Source organism: Phormidium sp. FACHB-592 (assembly GCF_014695795.1).
In the GTDB taxonomy this organism is placed as follows: Bacteria; Cyanobacteriota; Cyanobacteriia; order Leptolyngbyales; family Leptolyngbyaceae; genus Stenomitos.
This window is the reverse complement of record NZ_JACJOZ010000034.1, coordinates 25,948-50,923: the sequence shown is the minus strand read 5'-3', so window position 1 is coordinate 50,923 and position 24,976 is coordinate 25,948. Positions and strand designations below refer to the sequence as shown.

The following is a 24,976-nucleotide window of genomic DNA, read 5'->3' as shown; positions in this document are numbered from 1 at the left end:
TTAGCCTTTGTTTTAGGTTTTAGCCTTCAGCCTTTAGCCTTCCACTCTCTTGCCACTTCTACCGTTGAATCGGAATCTTGACTCCACCCTCTAAAGCAGGCGGCTTGAAGAAATCGATCGGGTCAATCGTAGTTGGCTTTCGCTGAGAGGTGGAAAAGCGTTGGATGAGGGAGTCGAGCGAATTGGTCGCTGGCGGCGTTGTAGGTTTGGGATTTGCCTGAAGAATACCTAAAACACCGTTCAATTGGTCAGACGTATAGGATGTGACAGGACGACCAGCGCCACTTGGCATCTGGTTGATTGACGCTGGCTGAGTTACCAGAGGCGCACTTTGAGACGTCATAGGTGTAGTGGTTAGATCTGCCGCACTCGCTTGTGCGTAAGCAGCAGTCCCATGAAAACCGATCGCGATCGCAGTCAATAGCACTCCAGCTAGCAAACCTTTCATCAGCACAGCTCCTTAATACACTCAGAATAAAACGAGCGTTCCCTCAAAGATAATGCATCTATCAAAAGGGACCTCTAATTACGTGCCAGTCGTCTCCTCTCGCTCAGAGGTGCTACTTTAAGGTGAAGAAATCTTAAGCATCGCCGTGGCAACCACTCAACCCAACTTAGAACAAGCTCTCGCTACCATTGCAGAAACTCAACTTTTAGGCATTCTGTACGATCTAGACGGCACGCTAGTGAACACTGACCCGCTGCATTTCCAGGTTTGGCAAGCCATGCTGCAAGAGTATGGACTAGACATTGACGAAGCCTTTTACCAAGCCAAAATCAGTGGACGTTTAAATCCGGCGATCGTGCAGGATTTGCTGCCCCACCTGTCGCCATTGCAACAGCAACAGTTTATTGAGCAAAAGGAAGCTCAGTTTCGTGAGCAAGCACCTCAACTAACGCCGTTACCAGGCTTAATGAAGTTGATGCAGTGGGCAACAGAACAAGGGCTAAAACAAGGCGTTGTCACCAATGCACCACCCGAAAATGTTCACCATGTCCTGCGATCGCTACATCTAGAAGAAGCCTTTGATCAGGTTGTAATCGCTGACATACTTGGCATTGGTAAGCCCGATCCGGCTCCCTATACTCATGCACTTCAACAATTTGACCTCGCGCCCAAACAGGCTCTAGCCTTTGAAGATTCGCCATCGGGGATACGATCGGCAGTTGGTGCAGGCATTCTCACCATTGGCATTGCCACAAGCTACGACCCCCAAACGCTCTATGCCCTAGGAGCCGCGCTAGTTATTCCCGATTTCACTGCGCCTGCTCTATGGGAACTGCTAGACGCTACCGCCAATAGATCCAAGGAGCGAGAATTAAATAACCTATAACCGTTCACAATCTGGAAAGGCGGTAGCCTGCATCATTGCCCTACGTCAATGTCGTGCCTTACGTCCCCCTATCTCTGCTTTCGAACAGTGGAATAGATCGCCCTTCGTTCAAAAAAGTTGGGTTTATACAGATACTTTAAACCTGAGAAATTTCACAAAAAAGGGATGCCTACTGACATCCCTTTTCACAGTTACTGAAGTGTTCCAGCTAGTTTGTTTTTGCTGGTGCTGCCACTTTTGCTTTCACTGCAACACTCTTAACACCCTTAATTTCCTTTGCCAACGGTTCAATTTTGGCAAGCTGTGCTTGAGTCGGTACAGACCCTGCTACCGTTACAACCCCTTCCTTAGAATCTACAGTCAGCTTGCTGTTGGGGATATTTGCCTCTAGCTTGCCGCGCACTTCACTTTGCAGATCTCCATCAGTTCGCTTGTCCTGATTGCCGCCAGCATCATTACGCTGCTCACGTGCCCGGATATCAGACTCAATTTGCTTTTTGCGAACGTCATTAGTTGCGTCATTCTTCGCAGTCTGAGCTTCTTGAGTATTCGGCACCTGACCGCTATTGTTAGTAGCATTAGGGGCATCTGACGTTGTTTTAGCATTGTTGCAAGCGACTGTACTGACTAATAAAAAGCCGCCCAACAATAGGGGCATAATCTTTTTCATTTTTTTAATCCTTTGATTGAAATGTATCAACTAAAAAGGTTTGCAGAGACGAGCTTATGCCCGTCCCCACAAAGTACTTAAAGCACTAGCAATAACTACAGCAAGGGATCGCGTCTTGTTGTCGTTTCGCTTGCTGTATAACCAGCGCCAGAAGGATAGGTTGTACGATCGGCGTTTTCGTGAACTGTTGCGTTATAAACACCCCATTCCTGAATACCGCGATGGCTTAAGATTGCTTCTGCTCGGCGAATCTCGTCTTCAGAGCCATCCACGATCACTAAGTAATCGCCTCTAGAGACGCGATCGTTGTACACCTTGGCACGGTCTTCAGGAATACCCAGCCCAACTAAAGCACCAACGAGACCACCTGCTGCTGCACCAATTGCGCCCCCAGTAAGGGTGGTTGCCAATGCAGTTGCCAGCGCTCCGCCTAACATCACTGGACCAATGCCAGGAATAGCGAGTGCGCCCAGACCAACCAGCAAACCTGTCAAACCACCCAAAGCACCCCCTGCTGTGGCACCTTTCTTTGCACCTTCGTCTGCTTGGGTATCATGAGCCACTTGCTTGCCCTTGTCACCAGCATGGGTGCCTGCACCAGCAATATCAGCCGCACGATCGGTATCACGACCCACAACTGAAACTCGATCCATTGGAAAACCGCTATCTCTCAATTCACGTACGGAGGTTTCTGCATCCTGATAGCTAGAAAAGGTACCCACTGCACGTTTGTGATGTCCTAAAGCCATTTTTCCCTCCTTCCCACTTGCAGGTCTAAAACGCTACAAGTACGGAATAAATTTGTTATCTACGCTACTATTTTGTCTGATGCGCTTAGCGTTTGTCTCATCCCGAAGAGATGACTTGCACTCAGATTCAAGGAGGGGAAGGATAAAGGCTAAGGACTAAAAATTGTCTGTTCGGTTTCTGCTTCAGCCTTATTCAGCTCAAGTTAAAGGAAATCTGCTGTCAGGCTAAAAACGGTTTCCAGGCTGGCTCCTGGTGCAAGGGAAAGCAGCCGCTCGCCTGTATTCAGCGCATTCCGCCCAGCAGTCCAGGGTTCCAGGCAATAGAATGGCTTGCCCTTCACTGTCCAGAACACAATGATGGAAAACTCATCGCTTTGAGTTAATGTTAGGCGGAAGCCTTGGGCGCGATCGGTGACGCTAGCAGAGTGGCGAGACAGATTAGTAAAGGCAACGTCGATTTCATCCCGCTCAAAGTCAAACGTGCCGTCAAACGGATGTTTGATCTTAGTCGGTTGGTCTAGCAGGCGATCGGCAGGGATATCAACTTCTAACTGTGCCTTGTCCACAACTTGAAAGTAGGGATGAAATCCAGCAGAGAACGGCATGGGACTATCCGAATGATTCACGTAACGCTGATGAGCAATCAGTTTGTTGCCCTCCAGCGTGTAGGTAAAAAGAAGCTGAAAGTCGAATGGGTAGACGGCGCGAGTTTGGTCGTTGCTGGTAAGCGAGAGGGTGATGCTGGCACGATCGTCCGTCGCCTGATCCACTACCTCCCAGGGAAGTTCACGGGCAAAGCCATGCTGCTTGAGCGTATAAGACTGCCCGTTGTGAGTGTACGTGTTGTCAGGCAGATTGCCACAGATGGGAAACAGAATCGGAATACCGCCCCGCACCGTCAGCGTTGGGTCTGTAAGTCGGGCTGCGTCCAGATAGAAAATTTCCTGCCCTTGTACGCGCCAGCGAGTCACAATGCCTCCACGCTCTGGAATCACCTCTAACGAGGTCTTCGTCGTCTGATCTGAGAGCGTGTAGGTCTTGTATTGACCTTGTTCAACTGCGATCGCAAACATCCAAAGACCTCACCATGCCATCGCTGCCAATAATGACACATCTGGAATTAATTCGGCACCAACGTGTTCGGAAGCAACCCAATCCTGACGGTGCTTTTTAGCGGTTTGGCGACGGGCAGAAGGCTGCTGTGCTGTCTCGTTTTGCAATCGAGCGCTGGATGCCGGAACCGCAGTGCTAGCTGTAACGGACTGACGGACAGGTTGACGGTGAGCAACTGGCAGTGCGCTTAAGAGCCGTCCTGGTAACGCTGAGTGGTCTAACGTGGCAGGCGTGGCGGCATCTGGCTGTGCAGGTTCAGTCGCAGGCACCATTGCATCCGAGGGTGAGTTCACTGGTGAATCACTAGATTCTGGCTGGCTGGAGTTAAACGGAGTGCGATCGGGCGAAGTGATGAACGAATCAGTTGGATTGGCGAAGCCAGAACGTTTTTTTGCTGGCAAGGGAGCCGCCTGCTCCATCTGGCGATCCGTCTCACTGTCAGTTGAAGCTGGCGCAGTTGATTCGACTGGAAGCGGCATATCAGGTGCTGGTTCGGTCGCTGGTTCAGTTGCGTCAGAGGGCGTAGTAGCAGGTAAAGTCGGTGATTCAGTTGTTGTAGCAGCAGTCGCTCCAGCAACGCCTGGTCGGGCATCGAGCGCAATGGGCGATCGCATTGGTTCCTGAAAGCCGCTGGAGCGGTCGGCAATCTGGTTCAGAATCTCGGCGCTGCGTTCGCTAGCAACTCTCGGCTGGTAGCCCCGCACTTCCACCGGCACAAATTCGACTTTCATTTGCTTGTCTTTAAGAGCAACCTTCAGAACAGCAGTATCGTAATCGCTGCGAGGATTGCCGCCAAAGATAAAATTACCCATCGAGTAGGCGATCGGGCGACCTTTGTAAATTTCTGCACCCTGTAGCACATGGGGATGATGCCCCACGACCACATCTGCACCTTGGTCGATTGAAAAATGCGCCAGGTTTATCTGCCAGTCAGCGGGATGGGTCGCCAGTTCTTCACCCCAGTGGTAGTTCACAATCACCCAATCCACCTGGCTACGAACGGCTTTTATATCTTCCGCAATGCGTTGCTCATCCGCGTAGTTGGTGCCAGCCTTGGTTTCACTCGCACTTTCAAAATCCGCGCCATAGTAGCCAAAGTAAGCAACCCGCTGACCTTTCACGTCGATGATTTCGGGGCGACGGGCTTCTTTCACGTTTCGTCCTGCACCAACGTGGGCAATGCCTGCTTGTTTCAGCGTGTCTAGCGTCTCTACTAGCCCAGGTTCTTGATAATCCATCGCGTGGTTGTTTGCCAGGTTCACCAGACTAACACCGCCGCTAGTCAAGACCTTTACTGCATCAGGATCAGCTTTGAAGTTAAATTCCTTATCTGGCAGCGGAATCGTAGCCCGCGTCAACGGGTTTTCCAGGTTCACCATACCTAGATCTGCCTTGCGGTACTCATCCATATTGGCAAAGGTGCGCTCATAGTCTTTTCCAATCGCATCGGCAAAATGGTCCGACAGCGTTACATCACCCGCAAACGTCAGTGTAACGGTAGGGTCTTTAGGGTCGGGAACGCGATCGTGCTTGACAACAGACACTGTTTCTAACGCTGCCTGTACTGTGTTAGGACGAAGAGATGTAGGGCTGGGGTTTGCTTTTGGTAACGAGGAAGAAGCGGTTGCGTTGGTTTGCTCAGAGGGCGCTTTGGAAAAGCCCAGCACACAGCCAAACACGAACGCAAAAATCGGTGGTCCGCTAATCAGCATTGACCGCATCGTTTTAAGCTGCGATCGCTGCTGCGCGGTTTGACGAAGCTGAGTGCGAAGGTGCTGCGATCGTTGTTTGCGGGCACGACGCGCTGGCGAAACTACCCGTACACTTTGCTCCCACACTGGCGCTTGCTCATGCATCAGCTTGCCAGCAATGCGAATGCCCTCAATTTGAGCCGAATTCAGCTTCCAGATGCGATGACAGATGAAGTGGATCAGTTCAGTGCGTCCCGACTCAGCAAGCTCGCGCTGTGAGGGCGGCAGCGGTAATTCGATCAACACTCTCAAACAGCCTGGACGAATGCCACCTACATAGGCACGAATACCATGGGGCAGCAACACAGCGTTGAGCCAATGCGCGATCGCTTGAAAATTTCCCGCCCGTGCCAGTTCTACTAGCGATGGGTGGTGAACGCTATCTGTATAAACCATGAATCTCTGACCTCACTCTGCCGCATCACACCGTAACCTTGCAGCATTCTGCTATCACTCAGCATGAATCACCACAATGGTTAGTTCATTAATACTCTATAATCTCTAACTTTCGGCATACGATCGCCAGCAAACTGCCTAAATCTTAAGGATCGTTCCAGTTCCTCCCCTCATGTCCTACATTAAGCCTTGCATTTAGCGGCGACTGTTTTACTTTTTACTAACCAGCCGTAATTGATTGCAGAATGAAGACTGTTACTATCACAACCGTTTGACATGGCTACATTGCCCGCCAATATCAAAGATTTGCTCTCAGACTTGATTGCACGCTACCGCTCTCGCGTCGATTATCTAGCAGTACGCCTCGAAGCTGCTGAAGGCGCAGACATTTTTCTACGGAGTGACAAAATTGAAACGTTGACAGAAGGGATTGCGATCGGTGGGCAGGTAAGAGCTTGCCACAAAGGCGGCTGGGGTTTTGCCAGTTTCAATCAGCTTTCGACGTTGAGCGATCGCATTGAAGAAGCGATCGTCGCTGCCCGACTAGTTGGCGAAGAAGAAACCTTACTGGCACCTATTCCTCCCATTCAAACAACCTGCACCCTACCATTGACGGGCACTGATCCCCGCCATATTCCCCTGGCGCAGAAGAAAGCACTCTGTCAGCATTACAGCGACATTCTTCGCAGCATCAGCCCCCATATTACGACTACCTCGATCCGGTATGGTGACAGCGCCCAGCACGTTATCCTTGCCACCTCAGAAGGCACGTTGCTAGAGCAGTCCTGGGTAGATATGGAAATGCGGTTTGCTGCCACCGCGCGTAATGGCGAAACGGTTCAAACCGGACGCGAGACTACTGGTTCCCGCAAGGCGTACGAAGATTTGGTAGGACTGGATGCTCAAGTTCGCAATGCCGCCCAACGAGCCGTTGGCTCACTAGCACTGCCACCTGTGCGGGGCAACACTTACACCGTCGTTATTGACCCTGTCCTCACTGGACTGTTTGTGCATGAATCCTTTGGGCACCTTTCGGAAGCCGACATGACCTACGAAAACCCCGATCTGATGGAAGTTATGAGCCTTGGTCGGCAGTTTGGTCCATCGGATCTGCAAATTTTTGACGGTGCGGCACCTGCTGGTCATCGCGGCAGCTATTTTTATGACGATGAGGGCACGCCTGCCACCACCACTCAGTTGATCAAAGATGGCATATTGGTAGGACGGCTACACTCCCGCGAAACCGCTGGAAAACTGGGCGAGCTTGCAACAGGTAACGCCCGCTGCCTAAATTATCACTATCCACCGATCGTTCGTATGACCAATACGTGGATCGAACGTGGTCAAACCCCTGTCGCGGATCTATTTAACGGCATTCAAGAAGGGGTATACGCCCGCAACTGGCTAGGCGGTATGACCAACGGCGAAATGTTTACCTTTACAGCCGGAGAGGCATGGATGATTCGCAATGGTGAAGTGGCAGAACCGGTGCGTGACGTAACTCTATCCGGTAATGCCTTCACAACCCTGGGCGACATTGAGGCGATCGGCGACGACTTCTTCTGGGACGAATCAGGCGGTTGTGGCAAAGGTGGACAAAGTGGCTTACCCGTCGGTTGCGGTGGTCCTAGTCTACGCATTCGCAACGTTGTTGTTGGTGGAGAAGCATTAGACGAAGAGTAAGGGCAGAAGCGGCTTTTAGCGTCTATTGACGAAACGTTTGCGTCTGTCTCAACGTAGCCAAGTTGGCATGAAGTGTCTCAAAAGGTAGAGGCGATCGAGCCAGATTATTACACCATTAGGCACAGCACTAAACCAGGGCAAAACGTGACCGACGATAGACGCTAATCGCTCTAGCTTGATTAAAAATAAGCAAATCGTGTTGATGCATGAGGTCTTATGTTTAACGTTCTAGAGGCTACCGTTCGCCCTCTGATGCTCAACGGTAAAGTCTTAGATGTTGCCTACGAGCTTTACCTGGCAGCACCACCAGCAAGCTACCCTGTCATCAGCCTTCAAGAGCTTTCGCGCAAAACAGGCGCTAGCTTACTGGAATGTCGCAATGCAGTCGTTGAGGCAAATCGGCACGGGCGTTTTCCCCAGTGTGCACTAGAGACTTAAATATGCTGGAGAACCAAGTGTGCCGGAGATTGTAAGTAGCGCGACCGTCTACTTTGTCAACTATCCTGCTTTTTCAGCTACCTAGCCTTCTTAATCGTTTAGCCACAGTCATTGTTTAGCTGCAGCCGTTTAGTCCTCGTCGGAAGGTGATAAGCGACCGCGACGTTTCCGGGCTTCCATAGCGCGTTCGAGTACGTCTAGCAGCCCTGGCGATTCTTCTTGCAGCTTTAGCAACAGCCGTTCCCCTTCAGTGACATCACCGGGATCTTCACCCGTTTCCATAACGGTTTTCAGACGTGGCAGTGCAATTTCATCAACTAACTCTACCAGGCTATACAAACAGCGATTGAACTGTCGCTCGGTTAGGGTAGAGTCCTCTAACGGAAATTCAATGATGGCGCGAATTTCACCGTCTGAAGGGTCATACTCCCATTGCAGCATTTTAGTTTCCCAGGAAATGCAGAGCATTGTCTGAAGGATGGCTGCTTTATGTGGATGGTTATTAACCCCAGAAAGGACTCGTGGTGCGAAGAGTTCAAAAAACTCACCGTCTTCATCAAGCTGAATCACGATGAGGAATTCGGGAATGTTTTCAGCATAAACGCCGGTGAGGATATGGCATTCATCCTCGTCAAGCTTATATTTCCAGCCTTTGTTGTCTAAATAGCGAGCAATTTGTTGCAGCGTCGCGCCCATATAAAAGTCTCGATAGAAACCTGCAAGCGTTGGTGTATTCCAGGTTAGTGATTTATAAACGGTAGAAGTGGAAAGGGGCAGCCCCACAGTTTTGTCTTCAGTCAATTATCGTCTAAAGTTCAACCCAAAACAGGAACTGTCGCCATACGCTACAATTGCTGGCGATCGCTCGCCCCTTTTATGCCCAAAGACGCTATTACCCGCGTGGTACGGTCAAGCGAACGGGTATTTGTGCCAGTCCAGCATCCACTTGCTGAAACAGATGCTCCAGCGTCGAGGTGTTATCTAGCACTAGATCAGCATAAGTCGCCTTCTTTTGAATCGACATCTGGCTGTCAATACGGGCACGAGCCTGCTGCAAACTCAGGTGATCGCGCTGCATCAACCGTTCTAGCTGCTGCGCTGGCGGACAACGCACTACCCAGGTTTCAGTCACCAGATCAGTCATGCGCGCTTCAAACAAGAGCGGAATCACCAGGACAATGGTGGGATGCGGCGGTATCTCTGTAGACAGCGTGTGCATACCTGCTACCAGACGATCGCGGACATAAGGGTGAATCCGTTGCTCTAACCACAGTCGCTCTGGTGGACTGCTAAAGATGATATCGCCCAATCGGTGTCGATCCAGCGTCTTATCAGGCAGCAACAACCCAGAACCATAGCGCTCTACCACCTCACCAAGTACAGGCGACCCTGGCGCAACAGCCTCTCTAGAGTAGATATCGGCATCTAGAACAGGCAATTGGTGAACTGTTGCCAAATAATTTGAGACAGTTGTTTTACCCATCCCAATACCCCCTGCAAGACCAATGATGCGTTGAGGGGGGTGAGCTTGATTGCTGTGAGTATTCATAAATTAGACACCTGGAAAGTCTCGAGGTGGTTTGCCAGCAAGTACTCCCTCATTGAAGGGGCGGTTACAAAAGGGTATGTGTAGTTAAAGCAGCTTGTCCAAAGTTCTAAAAGAGCAATAAGGTTGCAAGTGCTGCTGCACCTCTTTGATTCTGCCAGTTTTCTGCTCAAGGAGCTAGAATCTGACGGAATCTGCATGATCGCGCCCTGATTTAAGCAGATGCAATCAGTGATTGCTCTGTTAGTGATTACTGACGATATGGACTGAGCTAAGCGATCGTATGACAGTTTTCAAGTAGGCTTTTAATGGTACATAGCACCCTTCTATCGATCGCTCTTACTGCATCAGTCAGTTTTGCTTCTCTAAAGCACTCGGCAACTAACAAGACTGCCCCTTACAATAACGTTTAGAACAGTCACCCCCGAAATCAACTCACTACACATCCAGTTCAGCGGAGTTTATGCCATGTTGCTCAAATCTACTACTCGTCACATCCATATCTTTACGGCTGTGGTTGAGAATAACGAGCTAGTCCCCAATGACAATGTTTTGACACTTGACATTGACCCAGACAACGAATTCAACTGGAGTGAAGAAGCAGTACAGAAGGTTTATCGCAAGTTTGACGAGTTAGTCGAATCCTACGGCGGGGCTGACCTGACAGACTACAACCTGCGTCGTATTGGTTCTGATCTGGAGCATTTTGTGCGAGCGCTCCTGCAAAAAGGCGATATTTCTTATAACCTCAACAGCCGCGTGCTCAACTACAGCATGGGTCAGCCCCGTGTAGCACCGAGTGAAGGCTAATGACGCTTGTTAAGCGATCGCTGAATGGTAATGCAATTTTACGCACCTATCTCTGTTAGAGAGCAGCCTTGAAGCGCATCTTTCATTCTGCTTACTCTGCGCTTCTTCCCTTCGCAACATCACCTCTTTTTCACTCACAAACGTTTAACAGTAGGCACATTTGCTTTAGATTTTTTAATAAAAATTCTCATCAAATCAGTCTACCGTAACAAGTGGGTGGCTACTGGCGAGGTTCATCGCGCTCACCGATCGCGCATCAGTTACCATCCAGTCAACGTAAGCTTTAGAAGATTTAGCATGAGCAGTAATTTAGCAACCAAGCTGCGTGAGGGGACGAAAAAGTCTCACTCAATGGCTGAAAACGTCGGTTTTGTAAAATGCTTTTTAAAGGGAGTTGTTGAGAAGAACTCCTACCGCAAGCTGGTTTCAAATCTCTACTTTGTCTATTCCGCTATGGAAGAAGAGATGGAGCGGCATCAACAGCATCCGTTGCTTGCCAAAATTTACTTCCCAGAGCTAAACCGTAAAGCAGCCTTAGAGCAAGACTTGCATTACTACTACGGTCCTAACTGGCGAGATCAAGTAGCCCCTTCTTCGGCTGCTGAAGCTTATATTCAGCGCATTCGTGAAATCTCTAACACTGCTCCCGAACTGCTGATTGCTCACTCCTATACTCGTTACCTAGGCGACCTATCGGGTGGGCAGATTTTGAAAGGCATTGCCGAACGCGGTATGAACCTTTCAGATGGCAACGGTACCGCTTTTTATGAGTTCAAGGGCATTCCTGACGAAAAGCAGTTTAAAGCAACCTATCGGCAGGCAATGAATGATTTGCCGATCGATGATGCTACTGCCGATCGGATTGTGGATGAAGCTAATGCCGCTTTTGGCATGAACATGAAGCTGTTCCAAGAACTAGAAGGCAACCTGATTAAGGCGATCGGAGCAATGCTGTTCAACACCCTTACTCGTCGCCGCAGTCGTGGCAGCACCGAGCTAGCAACGGCAGACTAAGCAGTACCTTTGTCAGATCTCAATCATTTCACTGCATTACCTTTAGAATCCTGGGGGCTTGGTGGTTAAAACGCTATCAAGCCTTCAGGATTCGTAGTTTGAAGACAGAAGGCTAAAGGCTAAAAGCTAAAGACTAAGAAGTCTTAGTTAGAATCAACTCAAACCTCTCTAGCAACACTACTCAAAACCTAAAACTTCTCCCTCTGCTTCCCTATCTCTCCCGCTTCCTCCTTACTCCTCATTCCTCACCTCCCTCAAATGGCAGCAAAAATCCCCGTCACGATCATCACAGGCTTTCTCGGCAGCGGCAAAACAACGCTGATTCGGCATCTGCTGCAAAATAATCAGGGCAGACGTATTGCCGTACTGGTTAACGAGTTTGGCGAATTGGGGATCGATGGTGACTTACTGCGATCGTGCCAAGTCTGTGATGAAGAAACCCCTGCTGATGAAACGGCTTCACAGACAACTATTACATCTCGCCCACCCGACATCGTGGAATTAACCAATGGTTGTCTCTGCTGTACCGTGCAGGAAGAATTTCTGCCCGTCATGTTAGAGCTACTTAAGCGCAGAGATAGTCTAGACTGCATTCTCATTGAAACTTCTGGGCTTGCACTGCCCAAGCCGTTGATCAAAGCGTTTCGCTGGCACGAAATTAGCCATGCGGTAACAGTTGATGGCGTGATCACAGTAGTCGATTGCGAAGCAGTTTCAACTGGAACGATCGCTACTGACCTAAAAGCCTTAGAAGCACAGCGTCAAGCCGATCCAAGCCTTGATCACGAAACACCGATTCAAGAACTGTTTGAAGATCAGCTTGCTTGCGCCGATCTGGTGATCCTTAACAAAGCCGATTTAGTCGATACAGCAACCCAAGCCGACGTTGAACGACTCGTCCTCCAAGAACTTCCTAGAGCCGTCAAAATTGTGTCTAGCCGCCACGGTCAACTTGATCCAGACATCCTACTTGGCTTTCAAGCGGCGGTCGAAGCAAACTTAGAATCTCGCCCTAGCCACCACGATGAAGAAGAAGACCACGATCACGATGATGAGATTACTTCAGCACATCTGATCCTTGATCGCGCCTTTGACCCTGCCCTATTGAGAAAGCAACTAGAAACGCTAGTACAAGAGCAAGAAATTTACCGTATCAAAGGCTTTGTCGCTGTGCCCCAAAAACCAATGCGGCTGGTGATGCAAGGTGTAGGCAAGCGCTTTGACCAGTTTTACGATCGCCCCTGGCAGCCTGAAGAAGCAAAACAGACCCGTCTGGTCTTCATCGGTCGCGCGTTGGATGCAAGCCGCATTGAGAGTCAATTAACCGCTTTGCCAGGGTGAAGGGAGGGGATAAGGGATGAAGGATAAGCTACAGCTACTTCCGCTTGCCTAAGCCATACTCTTCACCCCATCACTCTTTCACTCACTGATTACTCACTGATAGAAAACTGTAGCTATCCGTAGAAAATTTCTGTAACTCTGGCTCTCAGCTTCTAACTACTGACCAAACCTTTAGTAGCCTTTAGCCTCCTGCCTTCTAAACCGTCTCCCCGCAGACATCAACCAGATAGCACATCGAACGAAAGCGCAAGCCGACTAACTGGTCGTAAAGAGGGTTCAGTTTGCAGAGAGGTGGAATGTGAGCCAGTTTGCGACCAAAAAGGATGATATCTCGCTCGAAGGGGCACTGACCAGGAATTACTTTGTATAAAAGACGGGCAAGCTTTGGATCGTTAATTGCAAGACGGTCAAGCCACTGGCGAACGGGTTGCAGCACATCGATGCAGAGAGTATGTGGTGCAGCTTTGGCTGAGGGCAGGGTGGAATGAAAGGCTAGTTGTGAATCAGACATCGTAAACCTCACTTGTCTGTATGTTCTCAATCTGTGTCTGCTCTTAATCGTTGATACAGCCACCTACAAGCTTTGATGTTGTAGCTGATTGATTGTTCCTCCCTATAAGATACAAATCAGGAGCTTTTTTTCCGTAAAGCTAAGAATAGAAAGGCTCATTTTCAAATAAATTTCTAGTAAATTTGGTAGAACGATCGCAGAGCTTAAGGCGCTGATTCGCCCCAAGCAAACTTTAATCTCGATAGCAACGTTAATTAGTGAAAACTATAGTTAAGCTGCGATCGACTTAACAGCACCCTATTACGTTTAGCAAAAGAGACAATTGTAGCGAGCGCTACGAAAAACTCACTGCACAAGACTTCTGGACATTACGCAGCACAAAGTTAATGCAGAAGGGATGACAGAAAAGAGTCTGTAGATTTTTTCAAGCGGCTGATTTTGTGCTGCTTAAGCACAGTTTTTGTAGAACGGCATAACACCTGAAAAGGCACTTGTTCCTAGCTACGCGTAGCAAGCAATCACAAAGCTACTTTTTTAGAAAAAACAAAAAGCGCTAAAACAATTGCACAACTTGTTGTGTGATCGTAATCACAGGAAAAAGGCGATCGCGCAGACATAGAGATTTGATAAACTCAGCGTGCGATAGTTCCGGGTGCATCAATGACAAAAGACGTTCATCTACATCATCCAGATATTGAACAGATGGTGAATCAAATTACAGCCTGTGGCAAAATTAGCCGTGCTGATCAGCAGCAGTTTATGTCCGCCTTACTTTCCCAGAAGAGTATTAACCAGACTGAGCAAGAGTTAATTAATCGGGTGTTTGAACTGCTGCGGAGGGGTCGTTTGCGAGTAGTAGATTGAGGGCGTTGGCGGCTGTAAAAGCCTTAAAATCCCAAATCAGCCGCGACCCGATGAGCGCAGGCAAAGCCAGAAAAGGCAACTGCGTTCAACCCTTGTCCTGGAAAAGTGCTGTCGCCAACACAGTACAAACCAGACACGGCTGTGCGATTGAAGGGCATACCCAACAGACCTGCCAGCTTGCGACGAGGGATCGGTCCATAAGTGCCGTTATCGCGCCCAAGAAAGCGGCGATGGGTGCGTGGTGTACCGATCTCCTGATAATCCAGATGGGTAGAGAGATGAGGAAAGATGCGCTCTAGCCGCTGGATAAGGCGATCGGCGGCAGCCTCTTTGCGGTCTTTGTAGGCAGTCGGCGACAAATGCTGCCAATCGTGAAACCAACTGGGTGTAAAAGTGTGAATGATGTGATAACCGGGAGGAGCTAAGGTTGGATCAAGCAGCGTTGGAATCGAGACAAAAATGGTGCCTTCACCCTCTTCCATGCGCTCCCAGTCTTCTAGCAAAATGTGATGGCACTCAGTCCCAGCAGGCAGTGCTTCGGCTTTAACACCCAGATGCAAGCTAAGAAAGCTTGACGACTGCTGATAGCGACGTTGCCATTTTCGTTCTGAAGTTGGCATCTGCGCCGCTGGAATCAGCTTCTCGAAGGTATCCCAGCGGGTTGCATTAGAAATGATGCGCTTTGCGGTGTAACGTTTTCCAGAAGCCAGTTCTACCCCTGTAGCACGTCCGTTTGTTTGCAAAATTTTGGTCACTCTAGCTTTGTACTGAATCTGCCCACCGCATTTTTCTAGCCCTTCGACCAGTTTCTGAGCAATCTGCCCTACGCCACCTTTGGGGTAATTAATACCGCCGTAGTGACGATCGCTAAACACCATACCCGCATTAATCATCGGTGTACGATCGGCGGGTACAACCGACCAGCAATAGCACTCCATATCAATAAACTTCAGCAACGCGGGATCACTGATATACCGTCGGGCAATGTCTCCAGCATTTTGGGGTAGATATTTGACTAGCCCCAAGCAGGCAAGCGGGTGCTGAAAAAAGACGCGCATAAGGTAACGCGGTTCTTCTAGCGACAGCAGATCCATCACGTTCAGGCAGTTGAACACGCGCCAGCATTCATCGTAAAACTGTCGAATGCCATTCTGTTCATGAGGAAACAGATCCGTTAACTCTTGCAAAAACTTCTCATAGTCTTTGTGTACTTTTAGCTCTAAGCCGTCGGGCAAATGATAATGAATTTGCACAGGATCAGGAATCGTTTCAAGACTGACGTTCACCGCTTCTAGAGCGCGAGTGAGAAGATTGGTCGTACCCTGTTGACCAAAGCCAAAAATCATCGAAGCGCCAACGTCAAACCGATAACCCTGCCGTTCAAAATAGCCTGCACTGCCGCCAGGAATCAGGTAGCTCTCCAGCACTAAGACGCTGGCTCCCTTTGCTGCTAGCTGTGTGGCAGTCACTAAGCCACCAATGCCCGAGCCAATCACGATCGCGTCAAAGTCAGTAGAAGCGGCTGGTGACAGCGGCGATTGCCCAGCAACAGGCATTGAAACGGGTTGAGAAGATGAAGGCATAGAATAGCGCAATCGACACGACGAAGACTTTCACCAGTCTACCGAAGTTGCTGCCTCTAGTAAGCCTTACGCCGCAAGAGCTAATCACCTAGGCTGTGCTCTTTAAGCATAGAGAGAAGCGTTAGGGGAAATCGATCCTAGTAATGGATCAAAAAAAAGGGGATCGGTCTACTGCTGCTGACCAATCCCCCTGCTAATCCTTCAGAGAGGAGAACACTCAGATAACCATAGCTTTGTTGAGAATCTGTGTCAACTCTAAGTCATTGCCTTACAGCATGATCGAAAAAGGGCAGTAAGCACCTGCGCGATCGCCTTGGCTTACCGTTTACAAGTGAGCCTAGAAGTGCAAACTGAGTTGTAGTAAGAGAGTATGATGAGTCAAACTTGTGACCGATCGCCGCTGGACTATTCTTTCTCAGATTTTTCTAATCTATGACTCTTCAACTGCGTGTCTATGTGCCGCCACATCCCCTTATCCAGCATTGGTTGGCTGTAGCCCGTGATGTGTCAACCCCTTCAACGCTTTTTCGCAGTGCCATGACTGAGTTAGGTCGCTGGTTGACCTATGAAGCCATTCGCGACTGGCTGCCGATTCAAGAAACTACGATCAATACACCGCTGGCTCCCTGTCCAGCGACCTTTATTGATCCAACAGTGCCCGTTGTCGTGATGCCAATTCTGAGGGCTGGACTGGCGCTGTTGGATGGTGCCCAAGCACTGCTGCCGTTGGCGTCGATTTACCATATTGGGTTTGTCAGAAATGAAGAAACTCTGGAGCCAAGCTGCTACCTTAACAAGCTGCCAAAGAACTTTGCCCCCCAGACACGGGTTTTAATTACAGAACCGATGCTAGCAACGGGAGGAACAAGCATTGCAGCGATGGCAGAGTTAATCCAGCGAGGAGTTGATCCAGCACTGGTACGCATTATCTCTGTCGTTGTGGCTCCAACTGCGTTACAAAAGCTTAGTGCAGCGTATCCCAGCCTCACTATTTACGCGGCTGGCATTGATGAAGGTTTAAATGAGAGTGGCTTTATCGTGCCGGGGCTAGGTGATGCTGGCGATCGCACCTTTGGCACGTGATGATGTTAATCTAAGGCACTTGCTTGGCTAGGTGTTTAGCCTGTTCACAGTGCTAGCCGTTAGCGGCACTAGCAGTTAAGCTAGGGGTAACAAGGCAAGAGTTAAATTTGGCGATGCAAGTGGGATTTTGAGCAGCGATGAGTCAGCGAGACAATTTTTCGGGCGGCTTTTTACTCGGTGCTATGTTTGGGGGCATCGTGGGCGGTGCGTTGGGTGCTGTAGTTGCCTCTAGGGTACTTAACCCCCAGTCTGAGGAACCGCTGTTAAGTAGCAGTCAGGCTGATCCTCAGGACAGTAGGGCAAAGCGGCGATCGCTGAAGGCAGCCGACGAACAGGCAGAAATGGAAGTTGCCCGCCGCAGCCTGGAAGATAAAATTGCCCAATTAAATGATGCGATCGACGATGTGCGTCAACAACTGGGTGGGGTGAATGGCTCTACCGAAGCGCGATCGACTGCTAGAGAACTGTAGCTACTACCTGGAAATAGCGCGTCTGGTATGAGGTGATAAACTTACCTGGATCGATCGCTGCTGATATTCGTTAAATTAAGTCCAGATGCCAACATCTTTGCTGTAAAAGGAAACATACCTCTATGCTTGACAACCCCATCTTTCTATTGTTTCAAGTAATTCAGAACTGTCTTGGCTTCTACCTGGCTCTACTATTTATCCGGATTCTATTGAGCTGGTTTCCCAACATTAACTGGTTTGATCCACCGTTTTCTATTCTGAGTCAACTCACTGACCCATACCTGAATATTTTCCGCTCCATCATTCCGCCTTTGGGTGGTCTTGACTTCTCAGCAATTCTGGCATTGCTGCTTCTACAAGTAGTTCAATCCACTGTTCTGCCGCTGATCGCTCAATTACTCGTTGGCTCACAAGTAGGGTATTAGGATATTCCTTGTAGTTGCTTGCTCAAGCGCTTCTAGCATTTGTTCTAGCACCTGAATATGCTGAGTCAAACACATCAAAGCCTGCTTACGTTTTCTTGAATGCGGAGCAGGCTTTTCCAGTCTTAGCGACGAACTGTTCCCGTGAAGCCAGCCGCCTTAAACTGCTCTAGCTTTAGTGGTGTTGGTTGACTTGACGGCACTGAAATTCTCAAATCAAAGGTGCCAATACCAGGCGGCACTTCGTCGATCGCTCCCAAACGAGTACGATTTTGCATCACAGAATCGTTGTTTGCATCGTAGATACGCCCAAAAATGTCAGCGTTGACTACAGGTTTGCCAGATTTATTTTCGGTTTTTCCCGTCACGATGAAGCAGTTGGGGAAGATGCTGGCAACACCACTGTTCTCCTGCTTATCGGACAGTTCAGCAGGGCACTCATGGTAAGAGAGGTCAAACAGCCTAATTTGGGTAAGTGCTAGGGCGGGCGGCGTGCTCAAAGTGGTGAGCAACCACAAAAGACCTGTAGCAAAAACAGTGGCAAACGCGCGAAATGTCATAGGGTATGGGTCAACAGCTAGACACGGTGGATGGACGACTTCGTTACATCACGCAGAAGCCCTGTCTCAGCTTATCTTGAATCGAACCCCAATAGCCTGGAGGACGCTTTTTGAAACGTTTGTCATAATAGAGAATTCATGTTCGGCGATCGCTGATAGACATGACTCAATCGAAGCTTGAAGCTGCTCTCAACGCAGCGTTTAACCAATGTGCAGACGTTTTGCAGCCTCTAAGCGATCGCCAAAAGCAGATCTTGCTTCAAGTAGTACTGGCGGCAATGCAGTTTGAGCAAGAGGGGCAGCAACCGGATTGCGATCGCAGCGCCGTTGCGGGTGAGACAAATAGTACAAGCAATCCACTAGAGCAACTTACGTCTGATGAAAAGCAAGCCTTTCTGTCGTTCCTTAAACAGCAGGAAAGCCAAAACCAACCCTGGAAAATTACTTTACTGAATGATTGGCTTGAGGGCAGAAGCTCTGGAGGCGTTCAGTTTATCCGTGAACGTTACGGCATTCAGTGGTTAGAGCAGATTACCCCGGCACAAGTAGCAACCTACCTGGAATCAAACAGCAGTGACGGACTCAAACTAAAGCTGGGCGATCGCATTGAAGTCACCAATGGCTTGTGGGAATGGGTGCAAGAAAGCGGACCCTGTAGCCGAGAATGGTTTCCCTGTACAGTAGTCAGCATCCGAGACGCAACTGAAAGTAATGATGCTGGCTCACCCCTAAGGGACAGTAGTGTTAACGCATTAGGCAATAGTGAGACAAGTTGCATTCTTCGCTTTGGGGATGGCACCGAATACGAAATGCAAGGAATCTATGACTGGAATCGCCCTAATTGGCGTTGGCTAGACGGTTAATGGCTGCTGGGTCTGCGTTTAAACGTTCGTACGATCGGTTAAGATTTCGTAGCCGTGCTCCGTAACCAGCACTGTATGTTCAAACTGGGCGGAGAGGGTGTTATCGACCGTGACGGCAGTCCAGCGATCAGCAAGGGTACGAGTAAAGCGTGATCCGGCATTAAGAATTGGTTCGATCGCTAGAGTCATGCCTGCCCGCAATTTGACGTTTGGCATACTGTGGGTACGAAAATTGAACACCGACGGTTCTTCGTGCAGGTTGCGCCCCACGCCATGCCCTGTAAAGTCTTCGACAATTGTGAACCCGTTTGCCTTCACGTGATCTTCGATCGCGCCTGCCAAATCCAGCAAATGAGCACCCGCTTTTACCTGCTCAATGCCTTTATATAGCGCTTCTTCCGCCACACGAATCAGACGTGCCGCGTCGGGCGTAACAGTACTAACGGCGATTGTGATGCAGGAATCGCCGTGAAACCCCTGAAAGTAAGCACCAGTGTCTACCTTCAACACATCACCAGAGCGGATTACTTTTTTACGACTAGGGATGCCATGCACCACTTCGTTGTTGATAGATGAGCAAATGGAAGCAGGAAAGCCGTGATAGCCCTTGAAGCTAGGAGTAGCATCCATTTCACGGATGCGTTTTTCGGCATGGGCATCTAGATCGGCTGTAGTCATACCAGGCTCAACCAGCGCTGCAATTTCCTTCAACACGGTTGCCACAATCCGGGAAGCCTGCCGCATGATCTCAATTTCGCGGGGAGATTTTAGCTCAATGCCGCGACGCTGTTTAGGCGGTGAAGACAGAGCAGGTTTGTTACGCAGTTGGCTAAAAATATTCATGCGATCGCAACCAAAATTAAAGGCGTTACCAACAAAAGTCGCAGTTGACAAAAGACCCAAACCAGACAATTCAAGCCGTAGCCCAACGGTAAGACATTGTTCAAATTAACTCATACAGGTGTGTTGATTACCTGATCTTGAACGCTTACCTTTACTAACAGTAACTCAAATTACTGCATCCTAGGATGGCTGACCCGCTTGCCTCGTTCATAGGTCAGTAACGGTCGATCGTCTCTATAAACAAGATTACTTACGTTTATAGAGACGATTCTAAGCCTGGTTGAATCTTCTTTCCGTAAAGCTCACTTTTGGGAAGAAGCTGTACTGCCGGGTCCAGCAGTAACGACAACAACGCGATCGGGGTGGAGCAGCGCCTGAATCGTCTGGTTCACTTGTGCCAGGTTAACAGCATCGATCTTAGCGGTATAGTCGCGAATTTCGTTGATGCCCAGACCATAGACAAAATCCATCAGGATTTCGCTAGAGAGGCTCTCGGGATCTGCCAGTGCCACTGGATAGCTGCTGGTGAGCGATCGTTTGGCGGCTGCGACTTCAGCTTCGGTCACGCCGTTGTCGCGGAGCTGCTTCAAAAGGCTGAGAGTGCTGGCGATCGCTTTGTCTGTATCTTCTGGAGCCGTTTGCATACTAATCATGAAGGGCCCAGAGGTGATGCCTGCTTGAAAGACGCTGTAGATGCCATAGGTAAGACCCTGGCGATCGCGAATTTCGGTGCCTAGACGACTCGACAGTGTATCGCCACCGATAATCTGGTTCATGACCTGTGCACTGTAGTATTGGGGATCATTGCGATCAATCCCGTTGTAACCAATGTAGGTAATCGCTTGTGTCTTACCAGGCAAGACTGGATTGACCCGCGTGATGGCTTTTGGCAGTGGCACCTGTGGAAACTCGATGGTCGTCGCTTGAGTCGGGTCTTGCCAAGCACCTAGCTCCTGGTTAAGTAGGGCACGCACTTGGCTGGAGTCAAAATCGCCGACCAAGGCAATCACTGTGTTATCAGGGTGATAGCGCTGTTGGTAGAACTGCATTACGGTAGCGTGAGTCACTTGCTTCAGGCTAGCTTCCGTCGGGAAGGAGTGAAAGGGGTGATTTTCGGGGTAAATCGTTTGCTGAAAAATACGCCGTGCCAGACGAGCAGGGGTATCCAACTCCAGTTTGAGACTGGTGAGCGCCCGTTGACGGCTCAATGCCAATTCGTCCTCTGGAAAGCTGGCGTTTTGCAGCACATCGCTCAACACTTGTAACAGCGTTGGCAGGTCGGCTGATAGAGCATTACCGCTGATCGATACGCCTTCGCGATTCGCACTAAAACCCAAACTAGCTCCCCGATTTTCGAGCGTTTTGGCGATCGCCAGCGCATCCTTTGTTTTCGTACCATTCATCAGGTTGGCTGCCGTCAAGCTTGCCAAACCAGCGGTCTCTGCCTTGTCAAACGCACTACCCGCTTTAACATAGCCGCTGAGAGTAACCGTTGGCGTGCTGCGATCGGTCAGCAGCAGCACGTTCAGCCCATTCGCGAGGGTGAGCTTTTCAGGCAATGTCTGCGCCACTTGCTGATCACTGGCAGTCGGCTTCGGCAAATATTTAGCAAGTTCTGCCGGATCAACTGGGGCACCGGGGCTAAAGTTTTCCATCGTCTGCGCAGGATTGCTGGCGCTAGTGCCTGGTTTACCATCCAACTGTGTGGGTTCAAAAAAGCCAACAGTACGGTTTGCTGGCGTGAGGTAAGTGGTTGCAACCCGTTGCACATCCGCAGGCGTAACAGTAGCAATCGCAGCTTGCAGGCGATCGCTAAATTGGTAGTCGCCCGTACTGGTCTGATCGTCACCTAGCTGCTGTGCCTGACTGGTAATGTCACGATTCCGCAGGGCGATCGACGCTCGTAACTGTGTTTTTGCTCGTTCTAATTCTTCTTGACTAATGGGCTGAGCGCGCAGATCAGCCAACGTTTTTTGGAGAGCGGTATCAATCTGCGTTAGCTCCTTGCCTGGAGCCGCAGTGATGGAGAGTTCGTACCAGCCCGCACCAATCAAATTTGCTGCATAGCCGCTTGCATCACTTGCCAATCCAGACTCAACCAATGACTGATAGAGCCGCGAACTCCGTCCCCCAGTCAAAACATAGTCCATTACCTGCAACGCCGGGACATCAGGATGCTGAACATTGGGCAGGGGATAAACCTCGTTCAGCAATGCCGCACTGCCCGATTCTTTCAGAACGATTGGAGCCTTCTTAGTAGAGTTAGGCAATACCTTTGGCTGTGGTGACTCCAGATCAGGCAACACGCCCGTACCCTTAGGCACGGCACCAAACGTTTCTTTCACCGCTGCGAGAGTGTCATCAGTCTGAAAATTACCAACCACGACTAACGTTGCGTTGTCAGGTCTATAGAACTTACGGTAGTAAGCACGCACTTGCTCTACAGTAAACGCCTGTACGTCTGCCTTGGTACCGCCAACAGGCAAGCCATAGGGACTTTTTGGAAAGGCAGCCTTCATTACCGATCGTCCCAGACGATAGCCAGGATTGTTCTCATACCCTTGCAGTTCCGAAATCACCACTCGCTTTTCGCTGGTAAGCTGTTGCTCATCAATGAGAGCATTCTGCATCCGGTCTGCTTCCAGTACCAGCAGAGCCTTTAGCTTGTCTTGCTCAACGGTGCCAAAGTAGGCAGTCTGGTCGTAGCTAGTGAAGGCATTTGACTCGCTGCCCAATGCGCTGAAAAAGCGCCCAAACTGAATGGGACGCGCCTTCGTTCCCTTAAACATTAAATGCTCTAATTGATGAGCAATACCGCTGATCCCGGGGGTTTCGTTGCGTGACCCAACGCGGTACCAAACTTGTACTGTCACCACAGGAGCCGTCTTTACTTCTTTAGTCAAAACGGTCAGCCCATTGTCTAGCACCGTTTTACGGACGGTCGCAGTTAGCGCCTCTGAAGGTACGGCAGATGGCTGCGGTTTTGGTAGGGGACTATTTTGAGGGCTTGTTTGAGCAATGACGGCGCTGGGGATCGCCGTTTGACCAACCGCAGGCAGTTTAGACCACAAGACGACACCCAGACAAAGAGCAAACAGCAGGCTAGGAAGACCGTAGCGACGCAGTAGTGTAGAAAGCATAAATATACGGACAAAGCTCTGAAAAACTGATCTCAGCAAGCCAATCAAGGAAACTAACTTATATTCCCTCAACACTTGCCTCTGCTCTAATCTAATCCATTCGTAGAGCAGCGCAGTGGCGAATTTACGAGGCAGCCCAGAGCAACGGTTTAGGGGTTAGTGATCCGATCAACCTTAGCTTTGAGCAAACGATCCAGCACCTACAGCTTTTTTCACCACTGTTGGAGCGTGTTCAAGCTGGCAATACGGGCGGCTGTAGCTCAACGGCAGTTCCAGTGAATATTGTGCTAGCCGATCGGCATCGCTAAGGATATGTTCAGTAGGTCCATCAAAAACTACCTCACCTTGACTAAGGACAACGGTGCGATCGCACAGTTCCAGCGCTAGATCCAGGTCATGAGTTGCAATTAATTGTGTGAAGGGCAGGCTATCGAGCAGGTGAATCAGTTCACGACGACAGCGGGGATCAAGCTGGGCAGAGGGTTCATCTAACACAAGCACCTGAGGCTGCATAGCAAGAACACCCGCGATCGCCACCCGTTTCTTTTCACCACCCGACAAATTATTGGCATTCCGCGAACCATATTGCTGCGGGTCTAAGCTCACTGCTCTCATTGCTGCCACTGCCCGATGCTCCAGTTCATGCCCTTTGATGCCTTGATTCAACGGACCAAATGTGACATCTTCCCAAACCGTAGGCATAAACAACTGATCGTCTGGGTTTTGAAATACCAAGCCGACAAAGTTGCGAATTGCCTTCAAATTTTTCGGTGTCATCATTAGCTCACCAACCGCGATCGCGCCCGTTTGGGGCAGCAGCAGCCCGTTGAAATGTAGCAACAGCGTCGATTTACCAGAGCCGTTTGCACCGACGATCGCGACCCGTTCAGTCGCCTTAATCGAAAGGTTGATCCCTTTAAGTGCCTGTGTTTCATCAGGGTAGGCGTAGCTCAAAGCACGGATTTCTATAGGGTTATGGTGCATACGAGCCGCAAGTTAAACAACGTTGAAGAGGTAAATGCCCTGCCCCAGCAGGGTCAAGCTCACAGTGAGCGTTAACGCAAGGTAATCGTGCTGACCAACACCTGTAGCGTCTGGCGCAGGTGGTAAGCCCTCATAACCACGTGATAGCATCGCTTGATGCACCCGCTCGCCTCGGTCAAGCGTACGGATAAACAATGAGCCAAACATATTGCCAATGACCAATCGCTGCCAGCGATCGCTCCCCATCAAGTTACGGGAAAGCGCCGCTCGCTGCATCGACTGAAACTCGCTAACCAACACTGCTACATAGCGATACATGGATGCCATGATTGCGACCAGTAGAGGCGGTAGCCGCAACTCAGTCAATGCCTGAAGTAGTGCTGGTACTGAGGTTGTCAGAACTAAAACATTTGCTATTAAAAGCGATAGCAATGCCTTGAACGCCACGCTGCCCAAAACTAGAAGCCCTTCAGTCGTAATTTGCAGCCAACCCCATTGCCACAACACGTTACCACCGCCACGAAACAGCGTACCAAGCAGCACAACGCTAATAAAAACTGACTCAACTGCAACCCGCTGCACCAAGATAGAAAGGGTGACACGGCTGCATAAAATAATCACCCCAACACCAAGGGCATAGGCGAACCAAGTCCACCAGCGTCCATTTGGTGTAAGGGCGATCGCAAATAGCAGTAGCAACGTACATACCACGCGAGTCTTGGGCGCTAATCGGTGCCACAGCGATACTCGCTGACTATCAATGTCAAGACGAAAAGCACCAATGTGCAGGAGCATTCATGCTTCCTTC

At 49.8% G+C, this 24,976-nt stretch carries 25 protein-coding genes; 11 read left to right on the top strand and 14 right to left on the bottom strand.

Going from position 1 to position 24,976, the window contains the following annotated elements:
- Window positions 1-58 precede the first annotated feature (58 nt).
- Complete coding sequence (locus H6F86_RS08810; protein WP_190448154.1) at window positions 59-448, bottom strand: hypothetical protein; 390 nt, start codon at window positions 446-448, stop codon at window positions 59-61.
- Between the two features lie 145 nt (window positions 449-593).
- Here H6F86_RS08810 and H6F86_RS08805 point away from each other — a divergent pair, with 145 nt between their 5' ends.
- The gene (locus tag H6F86_RS08805) at window positions 594-1,334 is read left to right on the top strand and encodes an HAD family phosphatase (RefSeq protein ID WP_347240103.1); all 741 of its coding nucleotides are present in this window, start codon (window positions 594-596) and stop codon (window positions 1,332-1,334) included.
- A gap of 208 nt (window positions 1,335-1,542) precedes the next feature.
- Here H6F86_RS08805 and H6F86_RS08800 read toward each other — a convergent pair whose 3' ends face one another.
- The 4 genes from H6F86_RS08800 to H6F86_RS08785 all read right to left on the bottom strand — a co-directional run bounded on the left by H6F86_RS08800 (window position 1,543) and on the right by H6F86_RS08785 (window position 6,013).
- Entirely contained in the window at window positions 1,543-2,004 is a 462-nt protein-coding gene (locus tag H6F86_RS08800) for a BON domain-containing protein (protein WP_190448151.1), read from the bottom strand.
- A gap of 95 nt (window positions 2,005-2,099) precedes the next feature.
- On the bottom strand, window positions 2,100-2,753 hold the full coding sequence (locus tag H6F86_RS08795) for a general stress protein (RefSeq protein ID WP_190448148.1): 654 nt from the start codon (window positions 2,751-2,753) through the stop codon (window positions 2,100-2,102).
- Between the two features lie 203 nt (window positions 2,754-2,956).
- Window positions 2,957-3,826: an aldose epimerase gene (locus H6F86_RS08790; RefSeq protein ID WP_190448146.1), complete on the bottom strand. Its 870-nt coding sequence runs from the start codon at window positions 3,824-3,826 to the stop codon at window positions 2,957-2,959.
- Window positions 3,827-3,835: 9 nt separating this feature from the next.
- Window positions 3,836-6,013, bottom strand: a complete 2,178-nt coding sequence (locus H6F86_RS08785; protein WP_190448144.1) for a CapA family protein — start codon at window positions 6,011-6,013, stop codon at window positions 3,836-3,838.
- 276 nt (window positions 6,014-6,289) lie between these two features.
- Here H6F86_RS08785 and H6F86_RS08780 point away from each other — a divergent pair, with 276 nt between their 5' ends.
- A complete protein-coding gene (locus tag H6F86_RS08780) occupies window positions 6,290-7,696 on the top strand; it encodes a TldD/PmbA family protein (protein WP_190448142.1) in 1,407 nt (468 codons plus the stop codon).
- A gap of 216 nt (window positions 7,697-7,912) precedes the next feature.
- A complete protein-coding gene (locus tag H6F86_RS08775; RefSeq protein WP_190448140.1) occupies window positions 7,913-8,134 on the top strand; it encodes a hypothetical protein in 222 nt (73 codons plus the stop codon).
- Window positions 8,135-8,263: 129 nt separating this feature from the next.
- Here H6F86_RS08775 and H6F86_RS08770 read toward each other — a convergent pair whose 3' ends face one another.
- Both H6F86_RS08770 and coaE read right to left on the bottom strand, forming a co-directional pair.
- A complete protein-coding gene (locus H6F86_RS08770) occupies window positions 8,264-8,935 on the bottom strand; it encodes a hypothetical protein (RefSeq protein ID WP_347240102.1) in 672 nt (223 codons plus the stop codon).
- 91 nt (window positions 8,936-9,026) lie between these two features.
- A complete protein-coding gene (coaE, locus tag H6F86_RS08765; protein WP_190448138.1) occupies window positions 9,027-9,683 on the bottom strand; it encodes a dephospho-CoA kinase in 657 nt (218 codons plus the stop codon).
- Between the two features lie 465 nt (window positions 9,684-10,148).
- On the opposite strand from coaE, the gene H6F86_RS08760 reads away from it, so the two are divergent.
- The 3 genes from H6F86_RS08760 to cobW all read left to right on the top strand — a co-directional run bounded on the left by H6F86_RS08760 (window position 10,149) and on the right by cobW (window position 12,845).
- A complete protein-coding gene (locus H6F86_RS08760; RefSeq protein WP_190448137.1) occupies window positions 10,149-10,490 on the top strand; it encodes an NAD(P)H-quinone oxidoreductase subunit M in 342 nt (113 codons plus the stop codon).
- A gap of 297 nt (window positions 10,491-10,787) precedes the next feature.
- Window positions 10,788-11,504, top strand: coding sequence for a heme oxygenase (biliverdin-producing) (locus tag H6F86_RS08755; protein WP_190448135.1), 717 nt, complete (start codon window positions 10,788-10,790; stop codon window positions 11,502-11,504).
- Window positions 11,505-11,762: 258 nt separating this feature from the next.
- A complete protein-coding gene (gene cobW, locus H6F86_RS08750) occupies window positions 11,763-12,845 on the top strand; it encodes a cobalamin biosynthesis protein CobW (protein WP_190448133.1) in 1,083 nt (360 codons plus the stop codon).
- Between the two features lie 196 nt (window positions 12,846-13,041).
- On the opposite strand, the gene H6F86_RS08745 is transcribed toward cobW, so the two are convergent.
- Complete coding sequence (locus H6F86_RS08745) at window positions 13,042-13,356, bottom strand: Mo-dependent nitrogenase C-terminal domain-containing protein (RefSeq protein WP_190448131.1); 315 nt, start codon at window positions 13,354-13,356, stop codon at window positions 13,042-13,044.
- A gap of 660 nt (window positions 13,357-14,016) precedes the next feature.
- On the opposite strand from H6F86_RS08745, the gene H6F86_RS08740 reads away from it, so the two are divergent.
- Window positions 14,017-14,220, top strand: coding sequence for a hypothetical protein (locus H6F86_RS08740; protein ID WP_190448129.1), 204 nt, complete (start codon window positions 14,017-14,019; stop codon window positions 14,218-14,220).
- A gap of 23 nt (window positions 14,221-14,243) precedes the next feature.
- Here H6F86_RS08740 and crtH read toward each other — a convergent pair whose 3' ends face one another.
- Complete coding sequence (crtH, locus tag H6F86_RS08735) at window positions 14,244-15,776, bottom strand: carotenoid isomerase (protein WP_242033446.1); 1,533 nt, start codon at window positions 15,774-15,776, stop codon at window positions 14,244-14,246.
- A gap of 459 nt (window positions 15,777-16,235) precedes the next feature.
- Here crtH and upp point away from each other — a divergent pair, with 459 nt between their 5' ends.
- The 3 genes from upp to H6F86_RS08720 all read left to right on the top strand — a co-directional run bounded on the left by upp (window position 16,236) and on the right by H6F86_RS08720 (window position 17,781).
- Entirely contained in the window at window positions 16,236-16,886 is a 651-nt protein-coding gene (gene upp, locus H6F86_RS08730) for a uracil phosphoribosyltransferase (RefSeq protein WP_190448124.1), read from the top strand.
- A 137-nt stretch (window positions 16,887-17,023) separates the two neighbouring features.
- Complete coding sequence (locus tag H6F86_RS08725; protein WP_190448122.1) at window positions 17,024-17,356, top strand: hypothetical protein; 333 nt, start codon at window positions 17,024-17,026, stop codon at window positions 17,354-17,356.
- A gap of 122 nt (window positions 17,357-17,478) precedes the next feature.
- On the top strand, window positions 17,479-17,781 hold the full coding sequence (locus H6F86_RS08720; RefSeq protein WP_190448120.1) for a YggT family protein: 303 nt from the start codon (window positions 17,479-17,481) through the stop codon (window positions 17,779-17,781).
- 122 nt (window positions 17,782-17,903) lie between these two features.
- On the opposite strand, the gene H6F86_RS08715 is transcribed toward H6F86_RS08720, so the two are convergent.
- The gene (locus tag H6F86_RS08715; protein ID WP_190448118.1) at window positions 17,904-18,338 is read right to left on the bottom strand and encodes a hypothetical protein; all 435 of its coding nucleotides are present in this window, start codon (window positions 18,336-18,338) and stop codon (window positions 17,904-17,906) included.
- Between the two features lie 161 nt (window positions 18,339-18,499).
- On the opposite strand from H6F86_RS08715, the gene H6F86_RS08710 reads away from it, so the two are divergent.
- Window positions 18,500-19,201 carry a hypothetical protein gene (locus tag H6F86_RS08710; protein WP_190448116.1) on the top strand — a complete coding sequence of 234 codons (702 nt, stop codon included), beginning with the start codon at window positions 18,500-18,502 and terminating at the stop codon, window positions 19,199-19,201.
- A gap of 18 nt (window positions 19,202-19,219) precedes the next feature.
- Here the strand turns inward: H6F86_RS08710 and map are convergent, their stop codons facing one another.
- From map to cbiQ, 4 genes are all read right to left on the bottom strand, one after another.
- A complete protein-coding gene (gene map / locus H6F86_RS08705) occupies window positions 19,220-20,044 on the bottom strand; it encodes a type I methionyl aminopeptidase (RefSeq protein ID WP_190448367.1) in 825 nt (274 codons plus the stop codon).
- A 302-nt stretch (window positions 20,045-20,346) separates the two neighbouring features.
- A complete protein-coding gene (locus H6F86_RS08700) occupies window positions 20,347-23,184 on the bottom strand; it encodes a pitrilysin family protein (protein ID WP_190448114.1) in 2,838 nt (945 codons plus the stop codon).
- A 174-nt stretch (window positions 23,185-23,358) separates the two neighbouring features.
- Window positions 23,359-24,168, bottom strand: a complete 810-nt coding sequence (locus tag H6F86_RS08695) for an ATP-binding cassette domain-containing protein (protein WP_190448112.1) — start codon at window positions 24,166-24,168, stop codon at window positions 23,359-23,361.
- 12 nt (window positions 24,169-24,180) lie between these two features.
- Window positions 24,181-24,963: a cobalt ECF transporter T component CbiQ gene (cbiQ, locus tag H6F86_RS08690; protein ID WP_190448109.1), complete on the bottom strand. Its 783-nt coding sequence runs from the start codon at window positions 24,961-24,963 to the stop codon at window positions 24,181-24,183.
- Window positions 24,964-24,976: the final 13 nt, after the last annotated feature.